The 21,872-nt window shown below is 61.3% G+C and carries 19 protein-coding genes; 5 read left to right on the plus strand and 14 right to left on the minus strand.

What is annotated here, in order from left to right; all coding sequences use genetic code 11:
- Window positions 1-24 precede the first annotated feature (24 nt).
- The 3 genes from AC0L28_RS12290 to AC0L28_RS12300 all read right to left on the minus strand — a co-directional run bounded on the left by AC0L28_RS12290 (window position 25) and on the right by AC0L28_RS12300 (window position 2,919).
- Window positions 25-888 (minus strand): ferritin-like domain-containing protein, encoded by an 864-nt coding sequence (locus AC0L28_RS12290; protein ID WP_473477628.1) that lies wholly within the window; start codon window positions 886-888, stop codon window positions 25-27.
- 158 nt (window positions 889-1,046) lie between these two features.
- Entirely contained in the window at window positions 1,047-1,769 is a 723-nt protein-coding gene (locus tag AC0L28_RS12295; RefSeq protein ID WP_473477630.1) for an RNA polymerase sigma factor, read from the minus strand.
- Window positions 1,770-1,839: 70 nt separating this feature from the next.
- Window positions 1,840-2,919: a mechanosensitive ion channel family protein gene (locus AC0L28_RS12300; RefSeq protein ID WP_287259101.1), complete on the minus strand. Its 1,080-nt coding sequence runs from the start codon at window positions 2,917-2,919 to the stop codon at window positions 1,840-1,842.
- Window positions 2,920-3,737: 818 nt separating this feature from the next.
- Here AC0L28_RS12300 and AC0L28_RS12305 point away from each other — a divergent pair.
- Window positions 3,738-4,088 carry a YciI family protein gene (locus AC0L28_RS12305; RefSeq protein ID WP_023797731.1) on the plus strand — a complete coding sequence of 117 codons (351 nt, stop codon included), beginning with the start codon at window positions 3,738-3,740 and terminating at the stop codon, window positions 4,086-4,088.
- Between the two features lie 31 nt (window positions 4,089-4,119).
- Window positions 4,120-5,394, plus strand: coding sequence for an RNA polymerase sigma factor (locus AC0L28_RS12310; RefSeq protein WP_473477632.1), 1,275 nt, complete (start codon window positions 4,120-4,122; stop codon window positions 5,392-5,394).
- 349 nt (window positions 5,395-5,743) lie between these two features.
- On the opposite strand, the gene AC0L28_RS12315 is transcribed toward AC0L28_RS12310, so the two are convergent.
- The 7 genes from AC0L28_RS12315 to AC0L28_RS12345 form a co-directional block, all read right to left on the minus strand.
- Window positions 5,744-6,172 (minus strand): YybH family protein, encoded by a 429-nt coding sequence (locus AC0L28_RS12315; RefSeq protein ID WP_236377519.1) that lies wholly within the window; start codon window positions 6,170-6,172, stop codon window positions 5,744-5,746.
- Between the two features lie 497 nt (window positions 6,173-6,669).
- Window positions 6,670-8,322 (minus strand): ABC transporter ATP-binding protein, encoded by a 1,653-nt coding sequence (locus AC0L28_RS12320; protein ID WP_023797727.1) that lies wholly within the window; start codon window positions 8,320-8,322, stop codon window positions 6,670-6,672.
- Window positions 8,312-9,196, minus strand: coding sequence for an ABC transporter permease (locus AC0L28_RS12325; protein WP_473477635.1), 885 nt, complete (start codon window positions 9,194-9,196; stop codon window positions 8,312-8,314). Before AC0L28_RS12325 ends, AC0L28_RS12320 begins: the two co-directional genes overlap by 11 nt.
- Window positions 9,193-10,239, minus strand: coding sequence for an ABC transporter permease (locus AC0L28_RS12330; RefSeq protein WP_023797725.1), 1,047 nt, complete (start codon window positions 10,237-10,239; stop codon window positions 9,193-9,195). The genes AC0L28_RS12325 and AC0L28_RS12330 overlap by 4 nt, the downstream gene beginning before the upstream one ends.
- Before the next feature lie 72 nt (window positions 10,240-10,311).
- Complete coding sequence (locus AC0L28_RS12335; protein WP_128246233.1) at window positions 10,312-11,919, minus strand: ABC transporter substrate-binding protein; 1,608 nt, start codon at window positions 11,917-11,919, stop codon at window positions 10,312-10,314.
- 112 nt (window positions 11,920-12,031) lie between these two features.
- Window positions 12,032-12,385, minus strand: a complete 354-nt coding sequence (locus AC0L28_RS12340) for a Rieske (2Fe-2S) protein (RefSeq protein WP_128166466.1) — start codon at window positions 12,383-12,385, stop codon at window positions 12,032-12,034.
- Between the two features lie 11 nt (window positions 12,386-12,396).
- The gene (locus AC0L28_RS12345) at window positions 12,397-13,479 is read right to left on the minus strand and encodes an amidohydrolase family protein (RefSeq protein WP_031254382.1); all 1,083 of its coding nucleotides are present in this window, start codon (window positions 13,477-13,479) and stop codon (window positions 12,397-12,399) included.
- Window positions 13,480-13,613: 134 nt separating this feature from the next.
- Here AC0L28_RS12345 and AC0L28_RS12350 point away from each other — a divergent pair, with 134 nt between their 5' ends.
- A complete protein-coding gene (locus AC0L28_RS12350; protein ID WP_473477638.1) occupies window positions 13,614-14,471 on the plus strand; it encodes a LysR family transcriptional regulator in 858 nt (285 codons plus the stop codon).
- An 89-nt stretch (window positions 14,472-14,560) separates the two neighbouring features.
- Complete coding sequence (locus AC0L28_RS12355; RefSeq protein WP_473477640.1) at window positions 14,561-15,643, plus strand: FAD-binding oxidoreductase; 1,083 nt, start codon at window positions 14,561-14,563, stop codon at window positions 15,641-15,643.
- A 363-nt stretch (window positions 15,644-16,006) separates the two neighbouring features.
- Here the strand turns inward: AC0L28_RS12355 and AC0L28_RS12360 are convergent, their stop codons facing one another.
- Genes AC0L28_RS12360 through AC0L28_RS12375 form a run of 4 tightly spaced genes read right to left on the minus strand, consistent with a single transcriptional unit; the run spans window position 16,007 to window position 20,384 of the window.
- Window positions 16,007-16,597, minus strand: coding sequence for a DUF447 domain-containing protein (locus AC0L28_RS12360; protein ID WP_287171212.1), 591 nt, complete (start codon window positions 16,595-16,597; stop codon window positions 16,007-16,009).
- Window positions 16,598-16,600: 3 nt separating this feature from the next.
- Window positions 16,601-17,995, minus strand: a complete 1,395-nt coding sequence (locus tag AC0L28_RS12365; protein WP_287342096.1) for a DUF6513 domain-containing protein — start codon at window positions 17,993-17,995, stop codon at window positions 16,601-16,603.
- Window positions 17,988-18,539, minus strand: a complete 552-nt coding sequence (locus tag AC0L28_RS12370) for a flavoprotein (RefSeq protein WP_473477642.1) — start codon at window positions 18,537-18,539, stop codon at window positions 17,988-17,990. The genes AC0L28_RS12365 and AC0L28_RS12370 overlap by 8 nt, the downstream gene beginning before the upstream one ends.
- A 3-nt stretch (window positions 18,540-18,542) precedes the next feature.
- A complete protein-coding gene (locus AC0L28_RS12375) occupies window positions 18,543-20,384 on the minus strand; it encodes a (5-formylfuran-3-yl)methyl phosphate synthase (protein WP_473477644.1) in 1,842 nt (613 codons plus the stop codon).
- A gap of 225 nt (window positions 20,385-20,609) precedes the next feature.
- On the opposite strand from AC0L28_RS12375, the gene AC0L28_RS12380 reads away from it, so the two are divergent.
- Complete coding sequence (locus tag AC0L28_RS12380) at window positions 20,610-21,860, plus strand: ABC transporter substrate-binding protein (RefSeq protein ID WP_473477646.1); 1,251 nt, start codon at window positions 20,610-20,612, stop codon at window positions 21,858-21,860.
- Window positions 21,861-21,872: the final 12 nt, after the last annotated feature.

A 21,872-nucleotide genomic window follows, 5' to 3' on the forward strand; every position in this document is an offset into this window, starting at 1 on the left:
AGAGCAGCCCTCGTCGCAGTTGGCTCAGGTGCTCTTGAGCGTGCCGTTCATCCCTTCCGGATAGAAGCCGCCCTTGCTCACTCCGTCCTTGTCCGTGAGGTAGACGATCCGGAGCACCTCCTGCGGCGTTCTGGTGAACGCGATCGCATCGGGCGTCGACGGAACGATGTTGGCTTTTCCGTCCACCTGGATTCCCTGGTCCTTGTCTTCCGATCCGTCGATCTTGTCGCGGGCGTCGGAAACGGCGTTGGCGATCTTCCAGGCTTCCTCTCCCTTCCGGTATAGCGTCGATCGCGCCATGCCCATGTGGTAGGCCTCGACCGCCAGGATGCCTGCGGCGGCGGCGAGGAAGTCCTTGTTTTTCAGAACTGTCGCCGCCCCGGCATATGCGGTGACGCCGACATCCTCGAACAACATCCCGCCGAGAACGAAGTTCGTTTCGTTGCCGAAGGGGTCAAAGTCCGACCCGAGGCCCGCCGCTTCCGCGACGGCCTTGAAACCGGCATCGAAATCGATCGCCGGCCGGTCAACAGCGTCCGTTCCAAGCGTCTTGCGGTAGAAGCGGACGTGCGCGAGTTCATTTTCGGCGACTTCCTGCATGAATTCGCCGATGGCCGGCGTCTCGAAGGAGACTTGCTTGCCGCCAACGACGTCGCCGGGTTTCGAACCAACATCGGCTGCGTCGATGCCCATTCCGGTGGTGCCGCGGAGGTAGTATTCAGCCTCCATATATTCGAGGTTGAGCGCAAAGCGGAAAATGTCCTCGTCCGATATGTCCTGTGCCAATACCGGAGAAGACCGTGCGATGCCGCCGAGTGCCGCTCCGGCACCGAGTACGACAAGTCCCTGAAGCGACTGACGCCGGGATAGGTGAAGTGCGCCCTGCATGGCGGTCTCCTATGTTTGTTGATTCAACGCCGCTGTCAGCACCGCGGCGCCGAGTGCATTTGCCTGATGATTAGATGGTCCGGGCCGCCAAAATATTCCCGCGTCCCGCTACAACATCCCCGCGAAAGGAGCCGGCGTAATCTCGGCGTGAACGGCGTCTACGTGCGCTCAGTCGCCGTGTTCAACGGATGAGTATCCTTTCGAACCAGGCGGATTGCGAGCCGGTCAAAGACTGATTGCGCGAGGCGGTCACAACGGACGCCAGCGAAGAGAAACGTATCCGTGAACACGGTGGCGAGCTTGTCCCGCAGCGCCTCGCGGAGCAGCCGGCGTGCGCGATAAAGACGGGTGCTCACCGTCTGAGGTCGCAATGCCAAGAGAAAAGCAGTTTCCTCAATGCTCATTTCCTCGACGTCTCGCATGACAAAGACGATGCGAAAGGGCTCTGGCAAGCCACCGACGGCTCGCTCCAGGAGGTTGCGGATTTCAGCGAGAGCGGCCGCCTCTTCGGGATCAGGCTTGTGGGCGCTGAACGGAGCGACCATGCCCTCGATGGCTTTCACGTCGACGGTGGGCCGCCTTTTCCGGCGGCGTCCCAGCGCCTCGTTCAGCGCGATCCGGGTGAGCCAGGTCGACAGCTGCGCCTCCGCGCGGAATTCGGCCAGATGGGTGAATGCGTGGATATAGGTCTCCTGAAGTACGTCCTCGGCCTCGGTGTCGTCGTTCAGGACGGCGCGGGCGACCCGGTAAAGCCGCTGATTGTGACGCTTGATGATTACCCAGAATGCGGCGGGGTCACGCTGTCGCGCGTGTTCAACCAGCCCCGCGTCGTCAAGGTCCTCGATCCTCACTGCCTCGGTGGATCCGGTCGGCTTCATCATAGGCGCTCCAGATGCATCAGCCTGCCGCGATGCGGGCGGGGTGGCTCCGCGCGGCGTGGCCGGAGGAAGTTCACCTCAAATTGCTCTTCGGAAACAGCACGCGATCGGGTTTTGCATTCATTCGCGCCAGCATTTCCTTGATCAAGCGTGTTTTGGTGCGCCCCGCTTCCTTCGGCGGCACGAGGTAACGCACGATGGCCTCGAGCCAGGTGTTTTCACTGACGCGAAAATGAACCACGGGATGCTCCCTCACTTCGAGTTCGTCCACCGGCGTTTGCGACAGGATGTGCTTATAGACCTTCACCTTCTGGCTCATGATGTCGCCGATCTGCTGGTCGACGACCTCTCTCATGGTTTTCGCTACGAATTCCAGATCGCTTTCATAAGCGAGCTGAAACTTGATTTCGTTCCAGACATAGGGAAACAGCGGCCAGGAATAGTTGAAGACCGGCGTGTCAAACACGGTGGAGTTCGGAAACTTGATGACGCGTCCGCTCGGATGATCGGTCCAAAGATGTTCGCCGCCAAATTCCCATAATGTCGTGTCGAGATAGCTGACATCAATGACATCGCCATGGGCATCGCCGATGCGAATGCGGTCGCCAACGCGATAAGGCGCCCTGGCCAAAATATAAATCCACGCGATGAAACTGGAGATCGGCATTTGCAGCGCAAAGCCGAGAATCAGTGAAATCAGGCCAAGTGAAACAACCGCAGTGTACCAGTTCACAAATAAGACTGAAATGGCCACGAAGACGATGGCGACGACGACGACTAATCGAAAAATACGTTGCAAGTTGAAGCGCGAAACACGATTGGGAATTCGGCCAATGAGAAAGACTTCGATAACATTCGCAACGGTCAGCATAACGAAAATGAGAAGGCCGCCCCTGACGTAGTTCAGCACGCGAACGCGCAAAGGCGCGTCAAGCCATTCTAAGCGCCAATTGATCAGGACTTGGATGCCAAAAAGCAGCAAGGCAGCGGCAGCGAAACCAACCGTCCACCAGACGTCTTCCTTGCGTAGGCTGAAGCGGAATTTTTCCTCGGGCTTTTTCGCCTTCTGTTCCATAGTTTTTGGGTCAGCAGTCTGTTGCGCGGCCCGTTCGAGTCGGGAAAGGTTCTCCTGTTTCTTGGCGCGCGGTTCCATGGGTTCACCTCCCGATGTGGCCATCAACACCCAGCCAGTGCCTTCTCGTTCCTCGACGGCGGCATTCCGGCAAACGACCCAACGTCAGTCGCTGACTGGCTCCCTGCCGGTCCCCGACAGCTGGCCTTCATTCCGGCGGGCCCGTCTTTGGTGAAATAGGGCGGCAAGCACGTCGCCACCATATTCGGCAAGTGCCTTATAGCCCAATCCGAAATTAAGTTGAATTTGGTATCAGCAGCTCCCCGATAGCTCACCGGTAGAGATCTCGACTGTTCATCAAGCGGCCGTTGGTTCGAATGCAACTCAGCCTTCATCGGCCGGCGCGTTTCTTGCGTGAGGCGGACTTCGCTCCTGCGGCGGGATCATGCCGGCGGATAGCCGCCAATCCATTGGATTGCACGTATTGACTCGAGCCCATCACAACGACTGAGCGAAAGGCGGGATTCGGGATCGAGCTGAGCGTCGACGAACGGCTGAGATTAGGCGCGTTGCTGCCATTCGCAACGCCGAGAATGAAGGTCTCGAATGGGTCAGAACCGGCCGTTAAATTGACGGACGTCCAACGGCGGAAGTCGACCCCTTGGCGGAAGTTAGAACCAGCCTCCTAGGCGCCAAAATAACGCGGCAACGGAACTCACGACGTTGGACGTTAGATGGGGTTGGTCAATCGACCCTGTTCACTCGCCCATCGTCTTTAGAGTCCGGGCGTGATTTTATTCAAAGCGCATGTCGATCCGCCGGGGGCTGGTTCGTCGACTTATTAGCGGGACTGTTCAGCGGCCACCACGTCCGCGGCTCGCCTCAGGAGGAGTTCTCAAATGCGCTTCATGTCGTTCGTCACTTCCGCCCACGCCGGACCGCCAACGGCGGAACTCATCGAGGCGATGAACAAGCTCGCCGACCGGGAAATCAAGGCCGGCCGCATGGTCGACATGGGCGGGCTCACGCCGGTCGCGATGGGCGCGCAGGTGCGCATCGCCGAGGGGAAGCTCAGCGTCATCGACGGTCCGTTCGTCGAGGCGAAGGAGGTCATCGGGGGCTACGCAATCATGGAGTTCCGGAACAAGGAAGAGGCTGTGGCGTCGGCGGTCGAGTTCATGCAGCTCCACAAGGATTTCATGCCGGATTGGGAGGGCACGTGCGAGGTCCGCGCGTTTGCCGGCCCTTGAGGCGAGGTTCCTGCAGACGGCGTCGGCGGCCATGACGGTCGCCGACGCCCATCGCACGATCCTCGCCGTGTGGCGGATCGAGCAGCCCCGGCTGATCACCAGTCTGGCGAGGATGCTGCGCGATGTGCCGTTGGCCGAGGATTTGACGCAGGAAGCCCTGCTGGCGGCCCTTGAGCGGTGGCCGGCCACAGGCGTTCCGGAAAAACCCGGCGCCTGGCTGATGGCGACCGCCAAGCGCCGGGCCCTGGATCATCTGCGCCGCAGCCGGATGCTCGAGCGCAAGCACGACATTATCGCCTGGGACATGGAGGAGGAGCAGCAGGCAATGCCCGACCTCGACTCGGCCCTGGACGACGACATAGGCGATGAACTACTTCGGCTCATCTTCACCGCCTGTCACCCGCGACTATCGCGCGAGGCGCGCGCGGCGCTGGCACTGCGGATGATCTGCGGCCTGACAACCGAGGAGATCGCCAGGGCCTTCCTGTTGCCGGAGGCGACGATCGCCCAGCGCATCGTGCGGGCGAAGCGAACTCTTTCGGAATCGGGGCTGGCCTACGAGACCCCAAGCGGCGAGGAGCTCTCAAAGCGGCTCTCCTCGGTGCTGGAGGTCGTCTACCTCGTCTTCAACGAAGGCTACACCGCGGCGAGCGGCGAGGACTGGCTGCGCCCCCAACTCTGCAATGAAGCGCTTCGCATGGGCCGCGTGCTCACCTCCATCGTGCCGCACGAGCCCGAAGCCTATGGACTGCTCGCTCTGATGGAGCTGAACGCCTCGCGCACGGCGGCTCGTACTGACGCCGAGGGCGAGCCAATCCTCATGCTGGACCAGAACCGCGCATTCTGGGACCAGCTCCAGATCCGGCGCGGGATGCAGGCGCTCGGGCGAGCGCGCGAATTAGGCGGAGCGGGCGGCATTTACGCCCTACAGGCAGCGATTATCGCCTGCCACGCCCAGGCGAGGACGGCAAGTGATACCGACTGGTCGCGCATCGCCGGACTATATGCGGAGCTGGTGGCTGTCGTGCGCTCGCCAATCATCGACCTCAACCGCGCGGTTGCCGTCGGCATGGCCGAGGGCCCAGAAGTGGCGCTGGTAATCGTGGACCGCCTTGCGCGCGAGCCGGCGCTCAAAGGCTATCACCTGCTGCCGAGCGTTCGCGGCGACCTCCTCCACAAGCTCGGCCGCTACGAGGAGGCGCGCGCCGCGTTCGAAGCAGCCGCGGCGCTGGCGGGCAACAGGCGGGAACATGCCCTGTTGAGGCGGCGCGCCGCCGAGGCGGCCGACGCAGCGATGTCATCATAATCCCTGATCAGACAAGGACATGATCGACCCAGGATCGACTGCTTCCGGGCTTTTGTCATTTTCCTGCAAGGTCTGACTTGGATATCGCGGAACGTCCGCTGTCCCACCCGGCCCGAACTTCCAAGGTGAAACGGCAGCTTAGGGTCAGAACCGCTGGTTGCGCTCAATGTGCGATTTTGGGAACGGATATAGGCTCCCGAACGATTCTGACATTCAGCCTCTAAGCCGCAAGTCCGGCAACGGCCGCAAGGCTGACTGTCAGCAACGCGCCGCCAAATCGACCGTTCACCTACGAACCCTTGCCGCGTGAAAGCCGACATCCCTGTTGAGGACGTTAGGCGTTCCGGAACTACGGCAAGAGATCCGTCACAGCGCGCCCACTTCCGTCCATTGCCATAGGGAAGCTGGCATGTTCGTGGATGATTTTCCAAGAACCGGCGATGCGCCTTAGCACGATGGTTCGCCGGCTCCAGGAGTCGACCTTTGTGCCATCGGTCTTGATGCCAGTCATGCGCGACAGCCCGAAGGCCACTGCAAGATCGCCGTCGATCATGAGCTGCGGGTCAGCCATGTGAACGGTGACGCCGTTGCGCCAAGTTGCAAACCAAGCATTTATCCCTTCGATGTCGCGTGCCTGTTCGCCTCGATAGGCAAGCGGCGGCGGCAGATCGAAAACCACGACATCCGGATCCATGGCATCGACGTTGGCGCGGGCGTCCCCCTTGGCAGTTGCGTCTTCCTGGCCCCGGATGACAGACAAGACTTCCTTTTCAGACATATCGTTGCTCCTTCATTTTCTGGAACGACGAGGCCGGGGCGATCAATCCGACATCGACACCATTCGTAACAAATATGGCCGGTCCTAGCTGCTGTTGCATCGTGGTATCAAGAGTGATGAGCCCCTCATCTGCCGGACATCGTATCATCGGGGACTCTAGTGGCCCACCACGAGTGCCAATACGACTAAGAGCCCGACCAGCAAGATGGCCGGTCAAACGAGATCAACCGCGTTGGGTTGGGGCATGGCGGGTGGCGTCTTTAGTTCCAGCCGGGTTACCAACGCATGAGACTTTCGATCATTGGCTTCACTCGTGCACCGGCAGCATGCCGCGTGGTTCACGAGTTAGTCGGCGTGGATCGCCTCACTTCGACCCATTGAGATGGCCGTTGCTACTGCCTGAAAGCAGACATTGTTGCGACCATTCTGGACGTCGCGGTTGCGGCATAACCGACGTTCGCGCGAGAACTGGAGCCAAGCGGTCAATACGTTGGGATTCAGTTCGCCGCGCCGACCCGCTTGCGCTCCCGGGTTTCCAGCAGCTTCGTCAGCCAGTCTGGATCCATCTCCGGCACGGAGGAGAGAAGCAGTTCGGTATACGGAGCATGCGGCGGCGTCAGGATTTCGGTCTTGAGCCCCTGCTCGACGACTTTGCCTTGATGCATGACGACAATTTCGTCTGCGATTGCCCGCACCGTTGCGATGTCGTGCGTGATGAAAATGTAGCTGACTCCGAATTCTTGTTGCAGCCGCATAAGAAGCTTCAGGATCTCTTCTTGTACGATCTGGTCGAGGGCCGAGGTCACCTCGTCGCAGATGATGAGCTCCGGATTAGCAGCCAGCGCCCGGGCAATGCAGATGCGCTGCTTCTGACCGCCCGAGAGTTCGCCCGGCAGACGGTCGAGGAAGCTTTCGTCCATCTCGATCATGTGCATGAGTTCGCCAACGCGGCGGTCGCACGCCGCCCCTTTGAGGCCGAGATAGAACTCAAGTGGCCGGGAGATGACCTCCTCGACGGTCTGACGCGGATTGAGCGCGTTGTCAGGCATCTGATAGATCATCTGGATGCGGCGCAGAATGTCTTTGGGCCTCTCTTTCAGTGTTCTTGGCAAACGATGCCCCGCAAATGAGATCGAGCCCGAGACCGGCGGCAGCAGGCCGGTGATGACGCGGGCGAGCGTTGATTTACCGGAACCAGATTCACCGACGACCGCTACCGTCCGTCCGCGCGGCACCTTGATCGATACATCCTGCAGAACCTTGACTTTCCCTGCGTAGGCGGCGGTGATGTTATCGATCGTCAGCAGATGGTCCGCGGCCGGCACTTCGGGTTTGGCTAGCTTTCGCACCGCCCAGAGCGTCCTCGTATAGTCTTCGGCCGGCGCCGCAAGCATCTGGCGTGTTTCGGCCTCCTCCACAGTACGGCCATGGCGCAGAACCATGATCCGGTCCGCCATCTGCGCAACCACCGCCAGATCATGCGTGACGTAGATCGCGGCAGTGTTGAACTCTTCGACAATCTTGCGGATCGAGGCGAGGACCTCCACCTGTGTGGTCACGTCGAGCGCCGTCGTCGGCTCGTCGAAGATGATCAGGTCGGGCCGGCAGGCCATCGCCATCGCGGTCATTGCCCGCTGCAACTGCCCTCCGGAGACCTGGTGAGGATAGCGGAAGCCGATGCTGTCCGGATCCGGCAGGTGAAGACGCCGGTAAAGTTCGATGGCATCCCGATTCGCTGCCTCGCGACTGGCGATCCCGTGCGCCACGACCGTTTCGACGGTCTGATCGAGGAGCCGGTGGGCCGGGTTGAAGGAGGCGGCCGCGCTTTGCGCGACATAGGCGATGCGCGAGCCTCGGAGCCGCCGCCGTGCGGTTTCGCTCATGGCGAGGAGGTCGATCCCGTCGAACAGGATCGATCCTTGCGTTATCCGGCAACCTGGCTTGGCATATCCCATCGCGGCAAGCCCAATGGTGGATTTTCCGGCGCCGGACTCGCCTATGAGGCCGAGAACCTCACCGCGCTTTAGCGAGAGATCCACACCGCGAACGATCGGGTGCCAGCGCTCGTCGGAAAACCCTTCGACGTGAAGGTCGCGAACGCTGAGGAGTTTCGTTCCCTTTTCGCGTGGGCCAGAATCCTTACTTTTCATCGCGCAACCCGCTTGTCGTGTGCAGGAACCAATCGACAACGAAATTCACAGAAACCGTGAGAAGGGCGATCGCGCCTGCCGGCAAGAGCGGAGTAATGTCGCCATAGGTGATGAGGGTGGCGTTTTCCCGCACCATCGAGCCCCAGTCGGCTGTCGGGGGCTGGATGCCGACGCCGAGAAAGGAGAGCGCGGCGATGGTGAGGAAAACGAAACAGAAGCGCAGACCGAATTCCGCGATCAGCGGCGGCAGCACGTTGGGCAGGATCTCCTTAGTCAGAATCCATCTCGGCCCTTCGCCACGCAGTTGCGCGGCTTCGACATATTCCATGACGGCAACATTCAGCCCGACCGCACGCGCCAGCCGAAATACGCGGGTTGAATCGAGCAGGGCGATGATGAGGATCAGGCTGGTGACCGAGGAACCGAAGATGGATAGCAACACCAGCGCGAAGATGAGGCTCGGGATCGACATCAGCACGTCTACCGCGCGTGACAAAATTTGGTCGAGCCAACCCCGGTACATCGCGGCCAGCAAGCCGAGAGTGACGCCGACCGCGAAGGACAGAAGCGTAGTCGCGAGAGCGATGCCGACCGTATTGCGCGCGCCATAGATCAGCCGGGTGAGCACGTCGCGGCCGAGTTGGTCGGTCCCGACGATGAATTCCTGGCTCCAGGGCGCGAAGGCTTCGCTGAAAACCTGCGTTTCCCCGTAGGGCGCTATCCAGGGCGCCGACAGCGCGACGAAGACATAGCCAAGGATGACCACGATGCCGAGCCAGGCGCTGAAGGGAGCCTTTCTGAGTGCGGTTTTTACCCGCGAGGCGCGCGTGCGCCTTTGTCTCGGAACCGCCACGGCGTGTTCGATACTGGTCATCGCGGGTGCAAAAGCCTCGGATTGGTGGCGATGGAAATGATGTCGGCGGTCAGGTTGAGCAGGATGTAGGTTGCCGCGAAAATCAAGGCGCAGGCTTGCACGACCGGAACATCCCTCGACTTCACCGCATCGACCATCAATTGGCCGATGCCGGGATAGACGAACACCACCTCGACCACGACCACGCCGACGATGAGGTAAGCGAGGTTGAAAGCAATTACCGTGACGATGGGCGCCCAGGCATTAGGCAGGGCGTGTCTGAGAACGATTGCCATTGGCGACATTCCCTTGAGCCGCGCCATGTCGATATAGGGGCTTGCCAGCATGTTGATAATCGCCGCTCGCGTCATACGCATCATATGGGCAACAATCACCAGCGTCAGGGTGATGGACGGCAGCGCTGCGCGCCAGACGTGCTCCCAGAACGGCGTTTGGTCGCTGATATTCGCCAGTGTCGGAAATTTGGGAACCAGGTTCAGGACCCAGTTGATCGAAGACGCGAGCCACTCGGGTAGGGATTGTGCAAATTCGGTTCCGATGAACGTGTCGCGCGAGATGATGAGATAGGCCAGCATATAGGCGACGAAGAATTCGGGGAACGAAATCGTCGTCAGCGTCACCGTGTTCACCACACGGTCGAACCAGCTGTTGCGATAGAGAGCGGCGAGAATGCCGAGTCCCAGCGCGAGAGGGACCGCTATAAGGGCGGTCATCACGGCGAGGAACATCGTGTTGTAGAGCCGGGGCGCAATGATCTCGGCGACCGTGCGCCGGTAGCCGGTGCGGCTTGCGAAGGAAGAGCCGAAATCCCCCTGCACGATCTGTCCGACCCAGGCGAAATAGCGCTCGACCGGCGGACGATCGATGCCGATCTCGCGCTGGAAGGCAGCGACCGTCTCGGGCGTCGCAGATTGCCCAAGCATCGCCTTGGCGAAATCGCCCGGAAGCATGGCAATCGCCGAAAATATGATGATCGAGACGATGAAGAGCGTGATCAGGCCAAGGCCCAGGCGCTGCAGAACCGTTCTAACGACCGGGTTCATGGGCGGTACCTTCGAGCCTTTCCCCTGAAAACAGCGAACCGCCCGCGCCGCGGGCAGTTCGCCTGGCGAACGTCACGCGGTGGCTATCCACCAGCGCTCGGCCATCTTCAGTCCGTCATTCTCCCAGTTCGGCGCCACCTCGCCATGCGCCAGTTTCTTGGACTTGGCGCTGACAAAATTGTTGAATACCAGGACGATGGCGCCGCCGTCGTCATGCGTCAACTGCTGCATTTCTGCATACATCGCGGAGCGCTTGGCCTCGTCGGTCTCCGCGCGTGCCTGGATCAGCAGTTCGTTAAAGCGAGGATTTTTCCAGAACGTGTCGTTCCAGCTGGAATCGGCCGAGTAGGCCTGCGTGAACATCCAGTCGGCCGTTGCACGACCGCTCCAATAGGAGGCGCACCACGGTTTCTTGAGCCAGACATTGTCCCAATAGGCGTCCTCGGCCTCGCGCACCACATTGACATCGATGCCGCATTGGGCCGCCGTCTCGCGGATGAGGGCGGCTGCGTCCACGGCGCCGGCGAAAGCGGCGTCGGCGACGGAAAGGTCGACCTTGAGATTTTCGATTCCCGCTTTTTTCAGATGGAAGCGCGCCTTTTCCGGATCGAACTTGTGCTGCGGCTCCGGATTGATGGCGAACTTGATCGCCGGTGCGATCGGGTTGTCATTTCCGACGGTTGCATGGCCAAGGAAGATCTTCTGCGCGATTTCCTCGCGATCGATGGCCCATTTCAATGCCATGCGCACATCGGGGTTGTCGAATGGCGCCACCGTCACGTTCATCGGCAGCGTGTAATGGCCGTATCCGGTGACCTCGAGGATTTCGATATTCGGCTTGCGCTTCAGCATACCGAGCGTTTTCAGGTCGGCGCGGCCGATATAATCCACCTCGCCGGTCGACAGCGCCGCCATACGCGCTGCGAGGTCCGTGATGGCGATAAACTCCACCTCGTCAAAATAGGGTTTGCCGTTCTTGAAGTAGTTGGGATTGCGCTTGAGCTTGGCCGAGACGCCGGGCTGAAAGTTCTCAAGCACGAAGGCACCGGTCCGGATGCCCGATTCCCAGTCCGCCTTTCCGTCCTTGGCAGGCATGACGACAAGGTGATAGTCGCTCATGATGTAGGGAAAGTCTGCATTGCCGCTGTTTAGTTTAAAAACGATCGTTTCCGGACCGTCCGCCTTGATATTGGTCACCGATTCCAGCAGCGACTTCGCCGCCGATTTGGTGTCGACTCCCATGTGGTATTGCATCGAGGCGACCACGTCGTCCGCTGTTACGGTCTTGCCGTTGTGGAAGGTCGCACCTTTGCGCAGCTTGAAGACCCATGTCGTCGCGTCGTCCGAGGTCTCGAAGCTCTCGGCAAGGTCCGGTTGGATGCTGCCTTTCGCGTCGACCTCGGTCAGGCTGTTGGACATGGCACCCGAAAAGGCGGTTTGCGTGAAGGTGTCGAGATAGCCGGCCGGATCGATCGAATCCGTCGTCGCGCCATGTGCCATGCCGAGCTTGGCGAAGCCGCCCCGCTGCGGTTCGGCCCGCGCCACGGTCACGAAGAGCTTGTCGCCGGCGGCGACCGTCAGGCCGGCCGCCAGCCCGAGCTGGATGAAATCACGGCGCGAAACCTTGCCGCGGCCGATCAGGTTTTGCGCCAGGCGGAGTTTATATTCAGATTCTGACACTGCTTCCTCCCATTGCGGATTTCCCGCATTCTTGTTGTTGGCATTATCGAGCAGATCTGGCGGATTCAGCCGATTTGCCTCCTTTCGATTTTCAGCGTTTTCGACACAAATCTTACGCCGTTACATAGATTTCACCAGCTTCCACCGTGACCGGGAATGTTCGGGCACGTACGCCCGGATCGACCAGGGCCGCACCGGTTTTTATGTCGAATTCCCAACCGTGCCAGGCGCAGCGCACGATCTCGTTCTCGCGGTGATAGATGAACTGCGCTTGGTCGACCGGCGCCGTGGTTCCGCATTGCGGTCCCTCGCAAAGCGGAGCGCCTCGGTGCGGACAAACGTTCAGCAAGGCATGGAACGAATCTCCGATGCGGAAAACCCCGACTGAAAGGCTGCGGATTTTGGCGATGTAGGGGGTTCCGGTCTCGATTTCGTCGATCCGGCAAATGTATGTTTTCTCAGCCATTGTCTGCTCCGTCACGCGGCATTAGCCGCTTGCGTGCGGGGAATGCGTTTATAGACCTCGAGCGCATTCAACCCCATGATCTTGCTCCTCCAGGCAGGCGGGATGTGCAGCGTGTTGGCATCGTCATAATCCCAATGCGGGTAGTCGGAGGCAAACATCAGCGTGTTCTCGCCGTCCATCGCTTCGAGAGTGGACCAGAGATGCTGTATGTTCGCGGGCTGCTCCAGCGGCTGCGTGGAAAAGCGGATATTGCGCCGGCAATACTCCGAGGGCAGCATCTTCAGCCACGGCGTTTCCTTGCGCAGCGCTTTGTAATCTGCATCCAGACGCCATAATACCGATGGAACCCAGGCCACACCGCACTCGATGATCACGAAATACAGGTCCGGCCATTTTTCGAAAACGCCATGCGCGATCATGCTTGCCACATGCGACAAGGCCGACATGTGAAGAATAGCGTGCGTCTCCCAGAAGAAGGTCGTGGGAGCCGGTGCCACCGCGTTCCAGTTGATGCCGCCATGGCCGCCCAGGTGGATCGCGAATGGCAGCCCGACTTCGGCGCAAGCCTCGAAAATGGGGTGGTAGAACGGATCACCGTAGGGTTTGACCGAGCCTTGGGAGGCCAGAACCTGCACCATACGCGGATGGTTGCCGAGGCGGCGGATCTCGGCTGCTGCGAGCTTCGGATCCTGCGGCGCGATGATGATGGAGCCCATAAAACGACTGTCTTTGGGAAGCCATTCGGCGATTTGGTAGTCGTTATAGGCGCTGACCAGTGCACTTGCGTAATAGGGATTGGCCAGCGTGGAGGCTTCGATCGGCTCGTCGCCGGTGAGGATAGCGGCTCCGACATTGTATTTGTCGAGGTGCTTTTCTTTCATGACGAGATAGTTGTCGGCCTCCGTCTCGGGCCTGACGTCCTTCCGGGAGAAATCCTGCGGGTGAAACCACGGACGGTGACCGTGGGGGAAGGCGCCTCTCGGACCAGTTTTTTCGCCTTCTGTGAACATGTCTTTCCAGACGCCGGAAAGATATGGCTCGAGCACCGTAGCGCTCGACCAGTAATTGTGACAATCGCAATCGACTATGAACACCCTAACCAACTCCCCTGGCGCGGCAGGCCGGCTAACCCAGCCGGCTTCTTCAACCGCAGCTTCCGCCTTGGGAATTATTTGATCAAGCTTGTGATCTGAGGTAATACGATCGGATTTTTCGATCGCGAGGCCACATGCAGCTGGATCACATTGAGACCTTTCTCGACATTATGGAGTCGCGAAATTTCAACCGTACGGCCGATCGTCTTGGGGTTACGCAGTCGACGGTCAGTACCCGCATCAGGAACCTAGAGCAGGCCATCGGTTCGGAGCTCTTCCTGAGGGGACGCGCCGGCGCCGAACCGACCGCGGCGGGGCGACGTTTCGAAGCCTATGCGCGCGCGATGCTGTCGACATGGTCTCAGGCCCGCCATGACGTTCGGGCATTCAACCGGTTCGAGGGCACCTTGCGCGTCGCTGCGCAGGTCGGGATGACGCGATCGATATTGCCGGGTTGGGTGGAAACTCTGTTCCAGGTGCTGCCGAAATCGTCAATTCACGTAGAGTCCGACTACTCGCCGCAGATGATTTCCGACTTGAGCTTGGGAAACCTCGATATTGCTGTGGTTTACGCGCCCCGATACCTCCCTGAAATCTCCTACGATCCTCTCATGGTTGAAGAATATGTGATGGTGTCTACGACGGCCAGGATCCTGTCGGAGGTCAACGCGGATATGTACATCCGGCCAGGCTACACGGTCGCGCTTGAAAAAGCCCACGCCGAGGCGCTGCCGCAATTGGCAATAGGCCGTCTTTCGATGGGCTCGGAAACCCTCGCCGAAGCGATGCTGCGGCGCATGGGTGGCACTTGCTATATGCGCAGTGACGATGCTCGGCGGTATACCGCCGAGCGGCCGTCTTTTGTGGTCGAGGGCGCGCCCGCGCTTCAGCAGCCGGTTCACACCGCTATTTTGGCGCGCCGCAAGCACGAGCCGATCATCCGTAGAGGGATTCGCGCGCTCCATCTGGCCGTTATGTCCATGGAAAGCTAGATCGAAATATCCGATTGTAAAGCCGACATCTGCCGCTTTTTTGAAAGTATCCCGGCTGCCATTCTGGTCGGGTCAAGCAGAGTCCAATCATGAACGCGCACGCTCCCTTTTCGGCCACCGATTTCGCTCCAGCGCTGCGTCAACGGCAATGGGCGGAGAGCTCAAGACAGTTCGTGCGCTGCCGGCGCGTCATCGATGAGATACACGACGTTAAGACATTCGTCTTTTCAGCTGCTTCTGGCCACATGTTCAGCTTTAGTGCAGGCCAGTATTTAGTCCTGAACCTGACAATCGACGGCACCCGGGTAACGAGACCGTACTCGGTGTCGTCGCCGCCGACTCGACCGCTCGACCTGCAGATCACGGTGAAGCGGGTGAAGGGCGGGCTTGTTTCCAACTGGCTTCACGACAATCTCCGGCCGGGCCACAACATTGAAATCGAAGGGCCGGTCGGACGTTTCAACTTCGACGATCTACCATCCGAGAAGCCGCTTTTCCTTTCGGGCGGCAGCGGCATCACTCCCGTTATGTCGATGCTGCGGGCGCTAACCGACCGGGTATCTGGCCATGACATCCGTTTCATTCACTGCGCTCGGACGGCGGACGACATCGCCTTCCGCTCCGAGTTGGAGGCGCTCGCCGCGCGATTCTCCAATGTCGATGTAAGCTTCATCTGCAGCCAGGAAGGTTCGGCGTGGCAGGGCCTTTTCGGTCGCATCGACGGCCCCATGCTCTTGCGGCTGGCTCCGGACCTTCACCAGCGCACGTCTTACGTTTGCGGCCCCGAGCCGTTTATGCAGACGGTTCGGGCCTGTGTCGCGGAGATCGGCATCGCACCCTCCCAGTATCACGAGGAAAGTTTCGGCGGCGCCGTGGGCAATTCGATGGCTCCTCAATCGGCTGCCGCTGGCCCGACTTGTGTCCGTTTCGCCCGGTCTGGCGTGGAGCACCTGTGTGCGCCTGGAGAGACTCTGCTCGATGCGGCGCGCAATAGCGGCCTCTACATCCCTACCGCATGCCAGCAGGGCATTTGCGGAACCTGTCGGACGGTCAAGCTCTCAGGTGACGTCGTGATCGACGACCTTGGAGGACTCAGCCTTGAAGAGAAGGCGGCTGGTTATGTGCTGGCTTGCTGCAGCCGGCCGCTAGGCACCGTTTGCCTCGATCTCTGACCTCATTTGCGAATTGATGGCCAAGCCCGGCGTTGGGGGCATGCCAGTGGCTCACATGATTGGATAAACGGCGCGCGCACTCATGGGTCGGTTCCGGCAACCTGCGCTTGGCCGCTGGATCCTTTGAATGTCGGCTTTCGGGCGGCATCGTGCGGCGGGAATGGTCGGATTGGGGTCAGATCACGTCGGTACCCGCGGGAGGCTGAAGGGCCGCTTCTTATAATCCGAGCCCCATTCCGGTCATCGTCCATACCGGGCTCAATGACCGCAAAGGGTCGAACACCGCCGTTTGAGATCAGCGCCACCGTGTACCACGCTAAACCACGTCAGCCCGGACGCTTACCCTGGTTCAGCATATCCGGTTCACCCCCGCGCATCCTCGCCGCTGGCATCCTCGGCCGACAGGTGATCGCCGACACGCTGCATCAGCCAGCCCCAGGCTTCCTTTTCGCCCTCGCCCGCAGTCTTTTCGATGGCAATTGAAAGGTAGGCGATTTCCGCCTCGATCTTGTCGCGCGGCAGCATGCCGAGCCGGCTGACCAGGATGGCCAGTTCCAGCACCGCCGCCTTGGCGCGGTTAAAGCCGGTGAACGGCGCATGCGTTTCCTCCTGCACCACGCGGCAGAAATGGCGAGGCCGCATGGCATCGTCATCGACACTTTCGACTTCGAGAACCGAATGCGCGAGCGCCGCTGCGAGCCGCGGCACCGGACACCCGTTTACCGCAACGGTCGGCCAATGCTTGCGGCCAGTGAGGCAGCCGGCAAAGATGCGGACGTCGTCGGTGTAATTGGCAATGGCGAACGGCACTTCGGCGAGATTGTCGAGCGTGATCGACGGCCGGAACGGCGCGATCACCCAGCCGTCCTTCTCGGCGATGATACCGATCGGCGCAATGTGGACGCCGCCGGCTTCGTTGACCGTGGTGATGATCGATTCGCGAATGAACGGCATGGTTTAGCGCTCTTTCTTCGCGCGGAGCGTGTGGCCCGCTTCGGCAAGACGGCTGCGGTCGGTTTCGGGAGCCGGCGCGGCAACGCCCCATGCGAGCGGCTCGTCTTGCACATAGCGCTTGCCGAGGCGCCACGCGATCTCGGCCTTCATCAGTTCGGCGCCGAGATAGAACGCGTGTGCGCCATCCGCCTCAACGCCAAGCCCGGCAAAGAGTTCGAACGCATCCGTGGCAACCGCGTGCCCCTTGCCGTTGAAAACATGGATGCCGTCCTCCGCGGTCATGATGCGGAAGTTGGTGTCGCGCACCTCGGCCGCGAGGGCTGCGATATCCTCGGTCGAGGCGGTGAACGGCTTGCGATCGTGAACCTGCAGCAGCCCTGGATGATAACTCCGCGGCAGCGCACCGTCACTCTTGGCGGCAAACAGGATGCGGCGGGCAATGTCGTGCTCCTCGATCGTTCGCAGCGTATGCGGGCTGACGTGCACGGCAAGCACGTTTCGGATCTGAAGTTCCGAGCAGAGCCCGGCCAGAACCGCGGTGACGCCGGAACTGTCGGCGTCGGTCAATTCGGTGAGATTGCCTGTCCCCATCAGCAGCTCGACCTCAGGCCAGCGGCGGCGCGCCTCGATGAAACGCCCAAGCGAGGCGGCAAAGCCGAAATGGATCGGATCAAGCACCGGATCGGCGAGGAAGCCGACGCCGGCCTTCTTTGCCGCTTCGATCGCCCGGCCAAGCGAATCCAGGTCACCGGGCGTGGCCGGGATCAGCACTGGCACGGCCTTGTGGTCGAAGGCCAGCGGCAGCGTGTTCTCATCGAGGCTGAGAAGGTAGTCCGCACCGGCGCCTGCGCCGATCGACAGTTCGTCGGTGCTGGCGGAATCGACGCTGACCAGAAATCCCTGTGCCTTCAGCTCGCGCACCGCCTCGTCCAGCAACGGAAACGGTGTTTCCGGCAGGCAGCCGAGATCGATGACGTCGGCGCCGGCCGCGGCCAGCGTCCGTGCTCTCGCCACCAGCGCCTCGACCGACAGCATCGGCGCATCGACGATTTCGGCGAAGATGCGCATGTCTTGACGCGAAAGGTCAGGCGGCTCGCCCGCCCGGCCGAGAAAGGCCGGCAGATCGGCGATCTCGTCGGGCCCGCGGACGAAGGGCACGCCGAAATGGTTCGACAGATGCTCGATGTCGCCGCGATAACGGCCGGGCAGGATGACGCGCTCGGTGCCGCCTGCCAGGCTGAGTCGCCGCTTGATGATGTCTTCGCTCATCAGCGCCGCGACCTTGACGCCGATGTCGATGATCTCCCAGGCAAATTCGGTTTCGCCCAGTCCGGCCAGCAGCCTTTCCAGCCGGACCTTGGCCAGATGGCCGGTAAGAAAGACCAGCCGCTCAGCCATGGCTTGCGAGTTCGGCGTGGCGCCGCCTGACCGAGGCTTCGAGATCGGCAAGCGACTCGACCACCTGGGTTCGCTCAAAACTCTTCAGCTGGTTGGTATTCTCCAGGTCGATGCTGCGCGGATAGACCTTGACCAGCCCATGCGGCGCCTTGGTTTCGAGTTCCGGCGCGGTGTCGCAGGCAAAGACGATGGCCGGCACCCGGCATTTTCCGGCCTGGGCAAAGACGTTGGTGGCGAGCGTGTCAGAAATGCCGTGCACGCATTTGGCGACCGTGTTGGAGCTGGCCGGCGCCACCACCACCGTATGATAGACGCCGTGATAGAATTCGCCGACCGGGATCGCGCTCGCCGTCTTGTCGTGCAGCACGCGCGTCGTCTCCGGGAAATCGAGCTTGAGCTTGTACATGCGCAGCACTTCGTTGGCGGCTTTCGACACAAAGACATCGCAATGCTCGATCTGGTGGATGAGTGCAAAACTCTCCGTAAAAAAATGACCGGAACCGGTCAAAACCCATGCCCAGCGCGGCGTATGCAGCGTCGCCATCGCCTACCCTGCTTTTCTTGCCGACCGGATCGAAGCCGCGATCGCAATGCCGGGCAGATTGCCCGCCGCGAGCAGCGCCCCGGCCTCGGCGGCATCTTTCGGGCCGGCGAGGTGGACATCGACACCGTCGGGCAGCATGGCGGCGAAGCCGGCGTCGACGATGCCTCTGACCGCCAGGCTGTCGATCGTGTCGCTGCCGGAGAAGGCGCCGGTCTGCTTGATCAAGAGCAGCGCGTTCGCGCCGAGCTTGCCGGCAAGCCAGGCGGCAAGGGAATCGGAGGTAACATCCCAGGACGCCGGAATGTCCGGCGCCGGCAGCGCCAATGACGACGGCAGCCACACCGGGATCTTCCCCGCGTCCAGCGCCCGCCGCATTTCTTCCAGCGACCGTGCCGGCGCCAGCCTTTCGTCACGGTCGAGGATGACCTGGGCGAACTGCTCCATGGCGAGGATCGCCATGGCGTGGGCGGCGGTGTCGGAAAAATCCATGTAAATCTGCGTCTCGCGCACCTGGTCGGCGAACAGGCCGCCGCCGGGCACGATGACGATCGGCAGCTTGGAACCCGCCAGCGCCGCGATCCAGCTTTCCAGTTCCGCCGCATGGACGGTGCTGCCGCCAAGCTTGACGACGGACGGCTTGACGGCGGCTCGCCTGATGGCCTCGGGCCTTTCCTGTCGCGGCCGGGGAACAGCGCCTTGGTCTTTTCGCCCAACAGGGCCGGAGGCGACGCCGCGACCTGCCGATTGGCGCTTGCGTTCGATCTCCACGCCGACGCCGCCTGGGCCGAGTTCGAGTTTTTCCACCCTTACCGTGACCCGCACGACACGCGGGTTCTCCAGAATGTAGGTCGCCACCTGCTCGGCCAGGGCCTCGCTAAGCTGGATGTGGCCCCGCGCAACAATGGTGCGGATGCCGTCCATGATGATGTCGTAGGAGAACACATGGCGCATGTCTTCGGGATGGTCGGTGACTTGCAGCACGTCGGCGGTCACGTCGAAACGCACTTTTTGGGTATGGCCGTGCTCAAAACTGTAGGCGCCAATCTGGACCGGCAGGACAAAGTCCCGCACGAAGATCTTGTCGGTGCCCAGTGTCGGGTCGGTGCCCGGCGAATAGCCCCTCGCCGCCAGCAGGCGGTAGTCGACGCTCGACGCGCCGCCAGCCCGGGATGCTTCCGGGATCAACTCGCGGATCTGCGCAACCGCCTCGGCGCTGATCGAACCCACGCGGCCGGAATCGCCGCACAGCGCCCCGCGAAAGCCGAGAAAATCGGGAGCGAAGGGCAGCAGGCGTGGAATATCAGGGGCTTCCAGCGATCCGCTCAGCCCAACCATGAGGCCGAGCGATTTCGCTCGATCGATGAATCCCGGGATACGCTCGGGCGGCAGATGGTCGAGCAGCCGCCCGTTGGCCTTGTTGGCAGTGTCGACCATGGCGCCATGGAAGCGATGTTTGGCAAGCATCGGCAGAAGCTCGAAATCCGGCGCCAGGTCGGCGAAAAGCACCGCGATCAGTTTCGTTCGCGCGGCGAGCGGCGCGAGCGCTGCCGCACAAGCCGCGACATTTGCCGACGGAAAAAAACCTACCTTGACGTAATCGACGCCGGTTGCGGCGATCTCTTCGGCCCTGGCGCGGATCGTCTCGGGTTCCATCGGCAGGTCGCCGCAGACCGCGCTGACCGGCGCCCGGCCGGCGGTCAGCGACATCGTCCGGCGGATGGTCTGCGTGGACACCGCGCCCAGCGCTCCCGCCTTCGGATCCTTCAGGTCGACGATGTCGGCACCGCCTGAAAGCGCGATCTCCGCCTCGTCGACGCCGGTGACGCTGGCCAGCATTCTGGTCATTGACGGACTTTCTCCGGCATGAGGAAAAGGACGCTTTTGGGCCCGAATACCGAAATCCGCTCGGTCGCCGTTCGGGCGAGCAGGCATGGCACTAAAGCAGACGTGAGAAGTCCACTTTCAGGGTTTGATAAAATTTGCGGGTCAGCTAAGCTCATCACGGGCACCTTGACTTCGCGCCGCTCCGACAACAATCGGACTTTAGCGCAAGAACGGGTAATTTTATCGATGACGAGCGCGGTGCCGGGCACTCTGGCGGCCTTTTTGTGCTTTTTTTCCCTGACCGTCAACGTTGCGGGCGCGCTCGCCCAGGAAGCGACGGGCAAGCAGCCGACCGCAACGGCCAAGCCGGAAAAAAAGCTGACCGAGATCAAGATAGGCTATTTGCGCGCCTATGCGCCGCAGCTGGCCTTGTCAGTGCTCGACGTCCCGCCGCGCGATGAAGGCGTTGCCGGCGGCAATGTAGCGATTGCCGACAACAACACGACCGGCAGCTTCCTCGGCCAGAAATTCAGCCTCGACGTGACCGAGGTGAAGCCGGATGCCGATGTCGTCCCGGCCTTCCAGGAGATGATCGCCAAAGGCAACCGCTATGTGGTCGCAGACCTGTCGGCCAGGCAGTTGCTGTCGATCGCCGATCTTGCCCGCGACAACGGCGTCTTGATCTTCAACGCCGGCGCCACCGACGACAGTCTTCGCGAGGAGAAATGCCGCGCCAGCATTTTCCACACCATTCCGACGCGCAGCATGCTGGCCGACGGGCTGGCGCAATATCTCATCTGGAAGCAATGGCGGCGCTGGGTGCTGATCTACGGCTCGCACGAGCGCGACCAGCTTTTTGCCGAGGCGCTGCGCCGGGCGGCGACGCGCTTCGGCGGCGAGATCGTCGGCGATAAGCTGTTCGAGGATACCGGCACGGCGCGGCGGACCGATTCCGGCGTCGTCCAGATCCAGCGGCAGATGCCTGTCTTCACCCAGGACCTGCCGGAGCACGATGTGCTGCTGGTCGCCGACGAAAGCGAGGTGTTCGGCACCTACGTTCCGTTCCGCACCTGGATTCCGCGGCCGGTCGCCGGCACCGCCGGCCTCACCCCGTCGGCCTGGCATCCGGCCAGCGAGCAATGGGGCGGCACCCAGATCCAGAACCGCTTCGCCAAGGCAAACGGCCGCCGCATGATGTCGAAGGACATGGCGGCGTGGACCGCGGTGCGCATCCTCGGCGAGGCGGCGACCCGCACGCAGGGCGCCGACCCGCGCAAGATGGCCGATTTCATCCGCTCCGACGATTTTTCGATCGCCGCCTTCAAGGGGCAGAAACTGACCTTCCGCAAATGGAACCAGCAGTTGCGGCAGCCGATCTTCCTCGGCGACACCAGGTCGGTCGTCTCGACGTCGCCGCAGGAGGGATTTTTGCACCAGCTGTCCGAGCTCGATACGCTCGGGGTCGACGAGCCGGAAACAAAATGCGTGCTTAAGTAGAAAAGATTGGGA

The organism is Mesorhizobium sp. WSM4847 (genome assembly GCF_055811335.1).